Origin of the sequence: Streptomyces sp. MMG1121, assembly GCF_001280015.1 — a bacterium.
In the GTDB taxonomy this organism is placed as follows: domain Bacteria; phylum Actinomycetota; class Actinomycetes; order Streptomycetales; family Streptomycetaceae; genus Streptomyces.
The window spans coordinates 1-13161 of sequence record NZ_LGDV01000231.1 but is presented as its reverse complement, the minus strand read 5'-3'; the positions used below and the strand labels follow the sequence as shown (position 1 = coordinate 13161).

The window sequence follows — 13161 nt, the reverse complement described above, 5'->3', positions numbered from 1 at the left end:
CGTTCCGACACTTGCCGAACGGCGCTTCGCTACGACCGCCGAGGTACTCGCATCCGTCACAGAAGACAGCGAAACACCATGTTGAATCCTTACGGCTTCGGTGCACGACGCAGGTCTGCACGATCGTTCTGGGCCAGACGGTCTCCACCGCGTCGGGCAGGCCCTTGAGTCCGTCGCAGACGAGCATGAGGACGTCGCTGACGCCGCGGTTCTTGATCTCGGTGAGGATGTGCAGCCAGTGCTTGGCGCCCTCACCGCCGTCGCCGGCCCACAGCCCCAGAATCTCCCGCCGACCTTCGGTGGTGACGGCCAGGGCCACGTAGATGGGCCGGTTGGCCACCGCACCGTCGCGGATCTTCACGTGGATGGCGTCGATGAAGACGACCGGATAGACGGTGTCGAGCGGGCGGCTCTGCCATTCGGCCATGCCCTCCAGCACCTTGTCGGTAATCGTGGAGATGGTCTGGCGGGAGACCTCGGCGCCATAGACCTCGGCCAGGTGGGCCTGCACCTCGCCGGTGGTCAGGCCCTTCGCGGCCAGCGAGATGACCATCTCGTCGACGCCGGTCAGACGCTTCTGCCGCTTCTTGACGATCTTCGGCTCGAAGGAGCCGTCACGGTCGCGGGGCACGGTTATCTCCACCGGTCCGACGTCGGTCAGCACCGTCTTGGAGCGTGTGCCGTTGCGGGAGTTGCCACCGTTCTTTCCCGCCGGGTCGTGCTAGTCATAACCGAGATGGTCAGTAATCTCGCCCTCCAACGCGGACTCCAGCAGCCGCTTGGTCAGCTGCTGCAGCAGGCCGCCCTCGCCGGTCAGCTGCAGGCCCTCGGCCTGAGCGCGGCCCACCAACTCCTCGATCAACTGGTCGTCCACGGCCTTCACCGACGCAGCCTTCGTGGACTCGGCAGTCTCGGACTCGGACACGTTCTCACTGGTCATCGATGCATCTTCCAAGATCGGGAGTTACACCGAACGATTTACAGTCCCCCGGGTGACCCTGGTCCATTCACGCCTCCGTGCCCAAGAGTTGGGAGACACGGCCTAGAGCCTGTCTGACGGGTCGGTGACGATACGAGATGTGGATCGTTCACAGCCGTATGGGGCGGGGCGATCTCAGGGACACAGAATGGGTGCGTCTGGAGCCTCATCTCCCGAAGAACATCGGGCGGGGCGGCAGATGGAAGTGTCACCGCCGGGTGATCAACGGCATCCTGTTCCGGACCAGGACGGGTATCCCGTGGCGGGATCTACCGTCTCGGTTTGGGAAGTGGCAGACGGTCTACTCGCGGCACCGCATGTGGTCGGCGGATGGCACCTGGGAGAGGATCTTGTGTGCTGTGCAGGCTGATGCCGACGCGGCCGGACGTATCGACTGGTCCATGGTGAGCGTGGATTCCAGTATCTGCCGCGCTCATCAGCACGCGGCGGGTGCCCGGAGCCAGCCGCCTCGGGTCGACAGCAAGCGGACCCGGCCTGTCCAGCACCGGAGAGATGAGGCACTGGGACGTTCCAGGGGCGGCCTGACGTCCAAGATCCACCTGGCTGGCGAGGGACGCTGTCGGCCGCTCTCTCTGCTCATCACCCCGGGGCAGTGGGGCGACGCGCCCCAGATGATCCCGGTCCTGAACCGCATCCGCGTTCCGCGCCTCGGCGGCGGTCACCCGCGCACCCGGCCTGACCACCTGGGTGGTGACCGGGCGTACTCCTCCCGCAGGAACCGGCGTTACCTGCGTCGGCGCCAGATCAAACACACCATCCCCGAGCCGAAGAACCAGCAGGCCAACCGTCGACGTCGCGGAAGCAGTGGGGGTCGGCCGACCGGCTTTGACCGTCATCGGTATGCCCGCAGGAACGAGGTCGAGCGGACTTTCCTGGCGCTCAAGGGCTTCCGGGCCGTCGCCACGCGGTACGAGAAGCGGGCGTATGTCTTCCACGGCACGGTGACCCTCGCCGCGATCCGTGTGTGGCGCCGTTGACGGTCTGCCAGGGTGGGATCACGTGCGGGTGAGCGTGGTGAAACGGACGAGTTCCCAGGGGTCATGCGCGCTGAACACGGTGACCTGGTCTCCGTGTTCGCGGCGCAGGGCACGTAGCCGGTCGCGGGTGGCGACGCGGGCCTCGGTGTCGGTCTGGGCTCCTTCTTGGATCGGGGTGAAGGCGGGGTGGGCCAGGGGCGGGGTCTGCTCGATCTCGCCGTGGTACATGTACGCGTCGCCCGCGTGTAGGAGCCACCTTTCGGCATCGTCGCGCACGGCGACGCCCGAGTGGCCCGCCGAGTGGCCTGGCAGCGGCACCAGCGGCAGTTCACAGGCCAGCCCCTGCGGACGCGCCACACCCGGGAAGCCGAACCACTGTGGACCCTCGTCCGCGACGGCGGGCGTCAGCAGCGGGCCATGCGCCCGGTGCGCCGGCATGAAGCGGTCGAGGCTGTGCTGGTGGTGCGGGTCCGCGGGGTCGGTCACGGCCCGATACTCGGCAGGGTGCACGTGCACCCGGGCGTGGGGGAAGTCCGGCAGCCCTCCGGTGTGGTCGCGGTGCAGATGAGTGAGCACGATGTGCCGCACGTCCCGCGGTGTGTAGCCGAGCTGGATGATCTGCCGCAGCGCGCTCTCCTCGGGGTACCGGGAGGGCTGGGCGTAGGCTACCCAGTCCGCGCCCAGTGTCCCTTCGGGGTCGTGCCGGTCAGCAGTACCAAGGCCGGTCTCGACCAGAACCAGCCCATCCGAGTCCGTCTCGATGAGCAGGCAGTGGCACGCGGTGGCCAGTTGGCCGGTCGCGGCGCCTGTGAGGCGTTCCTCGCCGAGCGGGGGAATCGTCCGGAGAGAACCGCAGTTCAGGTGATGGATACGCATGAGGACCCCCGAGAGAAGCGGGCGGGCTGTTCACACGAGACGTTAGGAAGGGCTGTTGTGACTCACCAAACGGTTGGACACGCACGGCCGGTTGACTGCGGCCCGCTGGCGGACTGTCCCGACAGCGACCTTGTTCCGCCCGGCCACCAGCCGCACTGCCCCGTGGACATCACCCGCGCCACGCTGGCCGGCCGATGGACGCCCCTGGTGCTCCGCGAATTCCTGCGCCGTGGCCAGGCCACGTACTCGGAACTGTCCGCCGCCCTGCCCACCCTCTCGGACAAGGTCCTCTCCGACCGGCTGACCCAGTTGACCAGCGCGGGCGTGATCGAGCGCCACCGCACCCCCGGTTGGCCTCCACGAGTCCGATACACACTCACGGCGCAGGGCCGAGCACTGGAGCCCGTGGTGCGCAGTATGTGGGAATGGGGCACCGCGCGACGGCAGGACACCCGCGGCCAATCGCCCGACCCATCAGACACGCTCTAGCCTCGCTGCTGTCATGAAGTCTTGATGATCGCGGTGGGCAGTTTGCCGGTGAGGATTGCTTCCTTCGGCAGAGTCAGGGCGAAGCGCTGTTCCAGGATCTCGAAGGAGTTCCGTTCATCGGTTTCGATCTCGGCGATCAGTCCCGCGTTGTCGCCGTCGGCGTCAACGACTCCGACCCAGTCCTCGTCGTTGAGGTCACACATCACCTCGTACACCGCGTCATGGCTGTAGCAGAAATACGGAGGAGGGACGTTCGGGTGCTCTGCCATGAAATACAGCTCGTAAATGTAGGCGCCGTCGTAGGAGATCGAGGGCGTTTCGTGCCGGCCGAGAGTTCCGTACCAGGTGCCGTAGCCGATGGCGAATGATAGGTCGCCGACCGATCCGTAGCGCACACCTACGGTCTCGTGCATGGGCTTGCCCCGGTCGAGTTCGAGCAGCTCGAGCTCGAATGCTTCATGTGTGCGTGGGCCCATGAAGCGAGGCTCAGTGTCAGGGTTCAGGCGGTGCACGAGGTCTTGGGGGCCGATACCCCGCGCGAAAATGGCGCAGTAGCCCATGGGGAGCGGGTCCGGCGTCTCTGCGAGCCACTGAAGGCCGTCGGTCACGAGTGTCTCTCCTGTCGGGAAGGGGGGCGGCGCCACCGTAGTCGATGGGCGCCGCCCCTGTACGTCGGTCGGTCAGGTCACTTGACCGTGCACTTCACGGTCGCTGCGGTTGCGCTGCACCCTGCGAACTCGGGGGCGTAGTACCAGTAGGCGTCCCGGTCGAGCAGCCGGTTCGGCTGCGTGAACTGCGTCGGGAACGGTTGCATGGACTGCGTGTTCATCCAGTTCGACATGGCGGAGCGTGCGCAGACTTCCTTCCACGTCGGCGCAGCCTGGCGCATGTCGTCATAGAAGTGCCACACGTCGGTCTGGGTGCGTTGAGAGTATGTCTGCACGCACTGATCGCCCGACGAGACAGGGTTGAGTCCGTCGGGGGCCGGCATGCCGCCGCTGTTGTAGGTGGAGGCGTAGGAGAACTCGTCGCAGGACATTGGATCGTTGTTCTTGGGCGTGTTGCCCGGCAGCGTGGTCGTGTCGGGGTTGCCTGACTTTGCGGCCCAGCCTGACGGACAGATCACGGCACGGTTCTGGGTCGGTGTACGGCCACTCGCGCTTCCCTTGGCCGGCAAGTACACCAGCGGCTTGTCGGCTGTCTTGCTTCCGGGGTGGTTGGGCAGCTTGGCCTGCGTCATCCACGCGTGTGCGACGGCAGCCGGGAATTTCTTGAAGTTCATGACCCAGGTCGGCTTGTACGCGGAGAAGACACATCCCGGCGTGGCCGTCGCCACCGCGTCACAGCGGATGTCGAGATCGGGGACGGAGTTTCCGATATCTCCGTCGGGGAAGGCGTCCGGCACCTGGTCGGGGACGGTGTAGTCCCACTTCCAGATGAGCTGTACAGGGACGACGTTGCCGGCCGTGACATCGGTGACGGTGTGCGTGAAGGTGGCGGTCGTGTCGTGGTAGTCGACGCCGGTGGTCGACCAGGTGGGCGGCGCCGACCACGTGGGGGCGCTGGTGGTGCATTGGGTCTCACAGCTGAACTTGGGGTTGATGGTGATCGGACCCCATTCGGTCTGCGTGCCGGCAGCATCGCGGAACGACAGGGGCTTCAGGCTCCACTGCTGGGTGAAGGTGTTCGAGTCAATGTCTGTCTTGATCTCGATCTGCGAGGCGAAAATAGCCCGGCCCACCGGCCAGATCTCCCCGTTGGGGAGCTTGGTGTAGACCGTGTTGGTGATTTCGTTCGCCTTTTTCACGCAGCCTTCGGTGCGCTTGATGTAGTCCTTGCCGATCGCAGCCCCGTCGCACCAGGAGACGAGGTTGGACGCACCGATGGCTCGTAGCCCCTTTGTCACGTGCGAACGCTCGTCAGGCGTCATGTCCGCTGGTTTGCCAACGGTGGCGCAGTAGATCTTGTCGCCCGCTTCCTGGCAGCCCTTGCCGAGCGGCGCCGGCAGCTTGTTCCGGGTCAGCGAGGTGGAACCACCCGGGGACGAGTTGACGTGGTCGTTGGTGACCTGCGGTTCCTGGTACTTCGCCAGGTCGACAGCCGCAGCGTTCTTGTCGGGCTCCGGCAGCGTGATGTCGACAGCGTGGCCCCGAACGGTAAACGTCGCCCACGGCGACCAGACCTGCTCGTACAGGCTGCCATCAAAGGCGGAGGTACGGAAGGCGTACGTCCAGCCGGGGTGGAGGTAGCCGTAGCCGATGGTGACGAAGGCTTTCGACCCCGACTTGACGTATCCGGAGACGGGCATGCCGTACTGGTTCTTGTCCGTGTCGACGTGTGCCTTCGGCGAGCCGTCCGCGTTCACGGTCCACACGTCGAACGTCAGATCGCTCTGGTCGCCGTCGGGGTCGGTCACCGTGTTGCGCAGGGTCACGGTGGTGCGATCCACCTGCCATTTCCCTCCGACCCTCTCCCATGTCGGGCCGGCCTCCGGGTTCTTGCCCGAGACGGGACGCCCTCCACCACCGACAGCAGCGAGGGCCTTGCCCTGGAGTTCGGGCCCTGCGGCCGGCGTCGCCGACGGCGGCAGATCAAGCCTGCCGGCCGGATTCGGCTTGGTCGCGGCCGTCTCGGCGAAGGCCGGCATGACACCGGCCAGCGTCAGCAGAACCGCGCCGACAACTGCGCGGGACCACCAGCGTTTATGTCTACGCACGAAAGCTCGTGTCCTTCCCCGTAGGAAACGTCAAACATATGTGCGATTTTCTGCACAGGTGCAGGACCCTACGGGGAAAGGTCACGGGACTTGAAGACCCTTTACGGTCACTTCACAGGCAGCCCACAGAAATCAGTCCCGCCGCAACCACCAGATCACGAACTTCGCCACATGGTCGGGGAGTTGAACGCGGGTGATTTCCAGGTGGCTTGTTCCGGCTTTGGTCGGGGCGCGGCTGGAGGCAGACGAGGTCGGTTGTGGAAGATCTCCAGGTACTCGAAGAGCGCGGTAGACAGGTCCAGCCGGGTGAGGAACGCCTGAGCGGCAGTGACGAGGGTGACGTGATGGTGCCAGCCGCGCCAGGTACGGCCCTCGAAGTGCCCCACCTCCAACTCACAACACCACATGATCGCGCCAGCCGTTCGGCTCAAACCATCCTTGCCCGGCACCGGCGCGCCCGGGAAAGATCTCGGAGGCCCTCACGAAGAGAGCCCTCACAGCGAGGAGACAGCACAGATGCTCAAACTCCGCAAGGCTGCCCGGCGCGTCATCGCCGTCACCGCTGCTGCCATGGCCTTCGCGGGCAGCACCGCGATCACTGCCGGAACCGCCCATGCCGCCACGGACACCTGCTACTACCGGCAGGCGGTCAATGTCGCTGGAGTCGACTTGAAGCCCGGCATCTGCATCACCGGCAACCAGTCCGCCAGCTCAGTGGACATGGTAGGCGGTGCCTCGCAGACCCCCAGTGGTGCGCACATCGTCTTCACCATGAACAAGGTCGTCAACGGCCAAGCGATTCCGCAGTTCTCTTCCCACGTGGGGGGCTGCGACAGTCACTGCTCCTGGTCACCCTGGTCTGGAGCCGTTCAGCCGGGCAACTACTACAACGTCTCGATGAGCTGGATAGACGGAAGCGGCGTCTGGCACGGCAACATCCAGTCGCCGACCTACTGGCTCTCCTGAGACAAGACCAGCGTGGCTGGCCCCATCCGAGATGGGTGCGGCTCTTCTGGAGGGATGAGCTGGGACTCGGCGTCTTGGTCTAGCGTGTGCTTCGCGCAAGTTCAGTGATCAGCCCGGAGGCACCATGCCCTTGCAGATGAAGTTGAGCGCGATAACGCTCGACTGCCCTGATCCGCTTGCTCTGGCGGCGTTCTATCAGCAGGCGACCGGCCTCGAACCGCACCCGAAGTCAGACGCCGACTTCGCCGGACTCATCCACGACGACGGTCTCTTCATTGGCTTCCAGCGGGTCGACGACTACCGGGCTCCGAGCTGGCCCGACCAGATCGTTCCTCAGCAGCTGCACATCTGCTTCAAGGTTGCGGAAGAGCTCGATGAGGCTCAGGCTCAGTTGTTGGAGCTGGGCGCGGGCAAACCAGAGCAGCCGGATGAAGATCGGTATCGGGTCCTCACCGATCCGGCGGGGCACCCCTTCTGCATTGTCAGCGAGCGATAGACGCCGACGGAGGTGCTGATGTTTATCCAGCTGCGTGCGCTCGGTTCGGGCGACGGCCGCGATCAAGCGGTGAGGGCGATAGTGCGCTGACCAGGGGCGGGGTAGAGGCGCTCGTGCTCGCGGGCGGCGTGGTAGCGCTAGTAGGGGTCAAGGTCGCCGTTGGAGACGACGGCACGTAGTCGCAGGACGGCTTCGGCTCCGTGTAGGCCCCAGCGGGCGCCGGTGATGTCGAGGCGGTCGGCGATCAGGTGGCGGCAGGCGCCCTCGACCGCGCCGGTGGCGATCGGCCACCCGTTGGTGAGCGCGGTGTCGTAGTGGAGCTGGTCGAGGTGGCCGGTCAGGTAGCGGTGGCAGGCGTCGACGGCCTCGCGCCGGGCGGCCGGCAGGTGTTCCTTCCTGGTCTGGGCGGTCATCTCGGCGGCGGTGCGGGCCGCGTCGCCCGAGAGGATCGCGGTCAGACGGTCGGCGGCCCACGTCTCGGCTTCGGTGGTGCCCGGTTTGTGGAAGGCGTGGGCGGCGGCCCAGACGTACTCGGCGACGTGCACGAAGTCCAGCAGCACGTGGACCGTGACGCCGCGTCGGATCGTCTTCGCTTCAATCAGGTCGAGCTGGTGGCGGGCCCCGTCGACCAGGACGACCCACGGTCTCAGAGGGAGATTCATGAGCGAATGTCCGTTTCAAGCTTGACGTTGGGCGAGGCGGCCTGTTCGAGAGTGATGAGGCCGGCCCGTGTTCGCGTCTGCGAGCGCAAGCGACCCGACTGAACCGCCGCTCCCGGTCTGCGTAGTGGAGTCGTGGCGATGCCTCGAATCGGAGTACGCCGCAGGTAGTGGCTGGGGCACAATCGTGACTCATGGCCGCCTCCCAAGATCCCGCCGCTCTGTATCCCGACATCGCGGCCGAGGGCAGCCTTGCCGCGGCACTTCAGGCGGTAGCCGACAGGGACGGCCTTTCCGTGTCGTTCACGGTCTCCGAAACAGCCCCACTGCGAGCGGCTTCGGTCGCGAGCGCGGCTCCGCGCCGGACCACTCTGGCCATCAGCGCCTGGGCACTCGAACGTCGTTGGTCGATCCGCGGGTGCGAGTCATTCCAGGACATGGCGCTTGTCGAAGGAGATACAGACGAGCTGGCCCCAATCGTCCGGGCCGCGCATGCCTGGTACGGCGGTGACGAGTTGACCGCCATCCGGGAGGTCGCTCCGTTCGTGCATCTCACGGGTCGCTTCGAGGTGGCCGACCACGATCCGGGGCGACTGACCGAATCAGAGTGGCAGCACCTGCTCACCGAAGCCGGCGAGGTGGACTGGCCCGAGTACCGCGCGCTGATCGAGGCGGCATACGCCGAGCCGGCACTGCGAAGGCTCTACCCCTTCACCAGCCACTGGGTCCTGCGGTTCTCCACCAGCACCCGTCCGCGCCTCACCGTTGTCCGACTTTGCCTGGCCGCCCATCGGCAGAAGCCATTTACCGTCAGCACCAACATGACGGGCGAGGGCCTCACCGAGGCGACGACGGCGGCAGAGGCCGTTTCGATCGCTGCCAGCCGCCTGCCTACCGATCTCGGACCCGTCACGCTCGGAGCAGGGTGAACAAGCCAGGCTCGGGCTCCGTGAGGATGCCGCGACTGACCAGGCGCTTGAGCTTGTGCCGTGTGCTTTCGATGTTCTTCGGGATGATGTCGAGGTCGAGGGCCTGGCACAGGTCACGGGCCCGCAGCGGATTGCGCGCCTCGGCGAAGGCGGCGAGGATCTGCTGGTAGGCGGGGTGCTGCGGGACCGTGGGCTGCGGGTCGGGTTCGTCAGCGAGAGCGAGGCCGGTCTTGCAGGTGATCCGCAGGTGTTCGGCCTCCTGCTCCAGCTCGCGCAGCCGGGAGGTGAGTTCGTCAAGCCGCGCTCGGACCTGTTCGCCCTCGTCGGCGAGAGCCTGCTCGCGTGCGGCGATCTTGTCCAGCAATGACCGGACCGGTTCGGGCCCGTTCATGCGTCTCGCCAGGTCGGGGTGGTCTGGTCGGTGAGCCGGCGTGCTATCACGTCGGTCATCGCCCAGTACACGCGCGACTCCGAGCTGGTCGGGCGGCTCTCGTAGTCGCGGACGAGGCGCCGGTGCAGCATCAAGATCCCGTACGTGCGCTCGACCACCCACCTTTTCGCCTGCGGCACGAAGCCCCGTTCTGCCGGGTTGCGCTCGACGATCTCGACGTCGATGCCCAGGGTGGCGCCGTGCGCGACCACCGCGTTCTTGAAGCCCTGGTCGACCAGCGCTTTTGACACGGTCGCCGTCTGTGCGGCGACCCGGTCCAACAGGACCGTCCCCGCCCGGTTCTCGTGGGCGGAGGCGGCGAGTACGACCACGGCGATGACCAGGCCGAGCACGTCGACCGCGAGCCCGCGCTTGCGGCCGGGCACCTTCTTCGCGGGGTCCTTGCCGGTCGTGCCGGCGGGCACGTTCACCGCGGCGTGGACGCTCTGGGTGTCCAGTACGACCAGGATAGGGTCCTCCGACCGGCCTGCCCTCTCGCGGACCTGCCAGCGAAGCAGGTCGTGGATGGTCTGATCGGTGCCGTCATCGCGCCACTTGGCGAAGTAGTAGTACGTCGCCGATCGCGGCGGAAGATCGTGCGGCAGATAGTCCCACTGGCAGCCTGTCCGGGACTGGTACAGGATCGCGTTCACGATCTCCCGCATCTCGTAACGGCCCTGGTGACCGCTGACCGACGGATGCGCGGCCTTCCACGCGGTGATCACCGGCTCGATCAGCGCCCACCGCTCATCCGACAGATCGCTCGGATACCGCTTGCGCGCACTCACCCGATCAGCCCAGCACCCCCAGCCCCGCCGATCAGCCGAGACGCCCCAAGCCCACTCCATGAGGTGACGGCAAAACGGTCATCGCCTCACGAATCGCCCTCTCAGGTGCCTCGGGTCGCGCGCCTGGGCCTGGTCGAAGGCGTCGGCGATGACCTGCTCGGGCAAACGGACCAGCGAGGCGGTGCACCACTTGTTCTCCGCTCGAGGCCCTGGGCGCGCAGGGCGTTCGCCGCTGCGGCCGCCGGGCGGGTGGATCACATCGTGCGGGCGTCTGGGTGCGGGACGGGTGTCGAAGACGCAGGACACGGTCGCCATCCGCTTGCGGTTCGGCTTCTCGCCCGGCGCGAGCCGGCCGCGTTGGCTGGTCGCGGCCTTCTGGGCGGCCCGGCGCGTAGGCTCGCGCAGTGCTTCGGGTCGCATGACCACGCCCTTGCCGTCCACCTGAACCACCAACGGCATCTCGCGGCTGCACGGGACCGGGATCACGGTCCGGTAGAAGTCGTCGACGTCGACCGCGGCGGCGACCACGAGCTCTTCCAATCTGCGCTTGCCGAGCACGTCCCCGCATCGGCGTTCGATCGCGTCGTGTGCCTGGTCGTAGGAGCCGCGGACGACCTCGGTAACGGCGAGCCGCCGTAATCCCGTCGAGTGCCGGCCAGCGGGCAGGGACAGTGCCCGGTCAGCGGGGTGGACGTTGCTCATGCCCGGTCCCCGGTGGGCGACCCGGGTGACCCGGACCGCCCCGAACACGGTGGCCAGCCACCGCGAATGCCTAGTCTCCCGCCAGGGCCGCACCTGCCCCTCCGGCCCCGTCACTGCCGGGCCGGTACCGGCGCGGATCTGGTGCTTTTCCTGCCTGGCCCGCAGGTCCAGGTGGTCCTGCAGCAGTAGGCGAAGCAGTGCTCGCCCAGCCGCGTCGAGGTGTTCTTCCAGTTCGGCATGGGTCCAGGTGGTCGCCGGACTGCCTGACAGCGTGTGCATCAGCGTCTCGAAGGCGCTCAGGGAGCGTGCAAAGGGGTCAGCGGTGCGTTGGGTGTCGTACGGTGGAGTCTCCAGGGCTCTTCCCGTCCAGCATCGATTGGGTCGCACCTTCGAATGTAGGCGCGGAAGAGCCCTGCTGTTAACGGGAGTTGGGCGATTTGGTCGTCTGTCGGCGGGCCGGGGTGAACATCCCTGGGGTGTCCTCGTCCAGCCAGCCGCGTTCCACCAGCCGCTTCAGCTTCGACCGCGTGCCCTCGATCTTCCCGGTCTCGACCGGCAGCCCGATCCTGGGCACGATCTGCTTGGCGCGGACCGGCCCCGGGGCGTCCGCCACCACCTCCAGAATGTCCCGATACACCTGCGGCAGAACCTCCGCCCCCATGCCGGGCTGCCAGTTCGGAACGGTCAGCACTCCGATGATCCGCCGCTCGGCCCCCGCATACGCAGACGCCACCGGCTCACCCCCGGTCGGCCGGTCGGCATCGACATCCACCGCCGCCTTCTCCGGGGTCATCTCCGCGAGCACCTCGGCGACCGTCTCCCGCGCGATCCGCAACCGCTCCAGGCTCTCCCGCGCCAGATCCAACTGTCCCGACAGCTCGGCGATCTCGGCCTCGAGCTCTTCCACCCGCACCCGGGCAGCCACCTCGCGCACTTCCAACTCCTCGAACAGCGAGCCCATCCGCCACCTCTCCTCCTCCACCACCGTAGAGACGAGAGTCCTGCGAACACAGACCCAGTCAGCGTTCTCGGAGTTCAGCCATTCCCTTCAGAGGAACCGCACCCATCCGAGATTGCAGCAGGGGCCAGCCACCGCCCGGCGCGAGGCGCTGGCGGACTTGTCACTGAAACCGCATCTATGCCAACCCCGAGGCCCGGGCCGCCATACACGACGCCACCATTATCAACAAAACCCGAACAACCCCAGGCCAGACACCAGTCATCGCCGCCTCCAGCACCCCGGAAGCACCCGATTCCTTATCAGAAAACCCTCAACACCCCAGCTCAAGAAACCCCCACCACACCAACTACGAACCCTCGAATCACACCGGCGCATCTCGCAGACCAGGGCCTCCACCTCGGCTGGCAACCTGGTCGGGCTGGTCCGCGGACGACGAGATGCCTCTCGCAGCCCCTCGAAGCCGCCCGCAGCGTACTTCGCCTTCCACGTGTAGACCGACTGCCGTGAGACTCCGTATCGCTGGGCGACCTCGGTGATCGGCGATCCGTCGAGCACCTCCAGCACCGCCCGGTACCTCTGCTCGACCAACCAGTCGCCCTGCTGCTGGCCCTCCGCCTCCTGAGTCACACCCGAAGCATCTGAAGCGCCATCAGAAGCTGTCAAGGGTGTCCTGAGAACATCACGTCAACTATGTCCTGAGCCCTCACATGACAGCATCCCGGCGGCCGTGTAGAAGGCGTTGCCGCCCGCCAGTGAATGCCCCACCGCCAAAGCCACGACAGCAGCAGACGGATATCACCGTCGCATAATTCCGACGTGATTCTCTCTCCAGGTCGCGGAAATCGGGCGAGAGAGCGAACTGCAGAACCCGCATCGCCTCCAGCCAACTCTTCCTGACCCGCATCCCGCCTACCCCACACCTCGTACCGCCTTCACCGGTGAAGACGACGGTAGGAGCCAAGCCCCCGCAGCATGTCCGAACAGCGGAAGATCACCGGGTCGTGGGGCCGGCCGAGTGCTGCACGGGTGGCGTCAGCGCACGCCGAGTCGGCTCAGTGCGGTGGTCCAGTCGTTGACGATGGCCTGCTGCGCCGCCTTCAGGGTGACCTTCCCTGAGCAGACGGCGGTGTGCAGCTTCGTCTCCACCGGATCCTTCAGATTGTTCACCCCCG

Annotated in this window: 12 protein-coding genes and 4 pseudogenes; 5 read left to right on the top strand and 11 right to left on the bottom strand. The window is 66.5% G+C overall.

Features of this window, described 5'->3' with window-relative positions; all coding sequences use genetic code 11:
- Window positions 1–91 precede the first annotated feature (91 nt).
- Window positions 92–940, bottom strand: a pseudogene (locus ADK64_RS44000) (IS256 family transposase); the annotation flags it as partial.
- A gap of 158 nt (window positions 941–1098) precedes the next feature.
- On the opposite strand from ADK64_RS44000, the gene ADK64_RS35540 reads away from it, so the two are divergent.
- Window positions 1099–1977: an IS5 family transposase gene (locus tag ADK64_RS35540; protein WP_053666097.1), complete on the top strand. Its 879-nt coding sequence runs from the start codon at window positions 1099–1101 to the stop codon at window positions 1975–1977.
- An 18-nt stretch (window positions 1978–1995) separates the two neighbouring features.
- Here ADK64_RS35540 and ADK64_RS35535 read toward each other — a convergent pair whose 3' ends face one another.
- Window positions 1996–2853, bottom strand: a complete 858-nt coding sequence (locus ADK64_RS35535; RefSeq protein WP_053666091.1) for an MBL fold metallo-hydrolase — start codon at window positions 2851–2853, stop codon at window positions 1996–1998.
- 162 nt (window positions 2854–3015) lie between these two features.
- Between ADK64_RS35535 and ADK64_RS35530 the strand changes: the two genes are divergently transcribed.
- Entirely contained in the window at window positions 3016–3342 is a 327-nt protein-coding gene (locus ADK64_RS35530) for a winged helix-turn-helix transcriptional regulator (protein WP_199829797.1), read from the top strand.
- 11 nt (window positions 3343–3353) lie between these two features.
- Here the strand turns inward: ADK64_RS35530 and ADK64_RS35525 are convergent, their stop codons facing one another.
- The 3 genes and pseudogenes from ADK64_RS35525 to ADK64_RS43990 form a co-directional block, all read right to left on the bottom strand.
- Entirely contained in the window at window positions 3354–3950 is a 597-nt protein-coding gene (locus ADK64_RS35525) for a hypothetical protein (RefSeq protein WP_053666087.1), read from the bottom strand.
- Between the two features lie 77 nt (window positions 3951–4027).
- Entirely contained in the window at window positions 4028–6058 is a 2031-nt protein-coding gene (locus ADK64_RS47895; RefSeq protein ID WP_234384837.1) for a hypothetical protein, read from the bottom strand.
- A gap of 155 nt (window positions 6059–6213) precedes the next feature.
- A pseudogene (locus ADK64_RS43990) lies at window positions 6214–6450 on the bottom strand (hypothetical protein); the annotation flags it as partial.
- Window positions 6451–6574: 124 nt separating this feature from the next.
- On the opposite strand from ADK64_RS43990, the gene ADK64_RS35515 reads away from it, so the two are divergent.
- A complete protein-coding gene (locus tag ADK64_RS35515) occupies window positions 6575–7024 on the top strand; it encodes a hypothetical protein (protein WP_053666085.1) in 450 nt (149 codons plus the stop codon).
- Window positions 7025–7148: 124 nt separating this feature from the next.
- Window positions 7149–7520, top strand: a complete 372-nt coding sequence (locus tag ADK64_RS35510) for a VOC family protein (RefSeq protein ID WP_053666084.1) — start codon at window positions 7149–7151, stop codon at window positions 7518–7520.
- 62 nt (window positions 7521–7582) lie between these two features.
- Here ADK64_RS35510 and ADK64_RS49270 read toward each other — a convergent pair.
- Window positions 7583–7840, bottom strand: a pseudogene (locus ADK64_RS49270) (ISKra4 family transposase); the annotation flags it as partial.
- Between the two features lie 533 nt (window positions 7841–8373).
- On the opposite strand from ADK64_RS49270, the gene ADK64_RS35500 reads away from it, so the two are divergent.
- Entirely contained in the window at window positions 8374–9108 is a 735-nt protein-coding gene (locus ADK64_RS35500; RefSeq protein ID WP_053666082.1) for a DUF6193 family natural product biosynthesis protein, read from the top strand.
- Here the strand turns inward: ADK64_RS35500 and ADK64_RS35495 are convergent.
- From ADK64_RS35495 to ADK64_RS35475, 5 genes and pseudogenes are all read right to left on the bottom strand, one after another.
- The gene (locus tag ADK64_RS35495) at window positions 9089–9499 is read right to left on the bottom strand and encodes a hypothetical protein (RefSeq protein WP_053666079.1); all 411 of its coding nucleotides are present in this window, start codon (window positions 9497–9499) and stop codon (window positions 9089–9091) included. The two genes, ADK64_RS35500 and ADK64_RS35495, sit on opposite strands and share 20 nt — an antisense overlap.
- A complete protein-coding gene (locus ADK64_RS35490; protein ID WP_053666077.1) occupies window positions 9496–10326 on the bottom strand; it encodes an IS5 family transposase in 831 nt (276 codons plus the stop codon). The genes ADK64_RS35495 and ADK64_RS35490 overlap by 4 nt, the downstream gene beginning before the upstream one ends.
- Before the next feature lie 99 nt (window positions 10327–10425).
- Window positions 10426–11382: pseudogene (locus ADK64_RS35485) on the bottom strand (ISKra4 family transposase); the annotation flags it as partial.
- Between the two features lie 64 nt (window positions 11383–11446).
- A complete protein-coding gene (locus tag ADK64_RS35480) occupies window positions 11447–11989 on the bottom strand; it encodes a hypothetical protein (protein WP_053666075.1) in 543 nt (180 codons plus the stop codon).
- Between the two features lie 258 nt (window positions 11990–12247).
- Window positions 12248–12616, bottom strand: coding sequence for a helix-turn-helix domain-containing protein (locus ADK64_RS35475; protein WP_053666073.1), 369 nt, complete (start codon window positions 12614–12616; stop codon window positions 12248–12250).
- Between the last annotated feature and the right edge of the window lie 545 nt (window positions 12617–13161).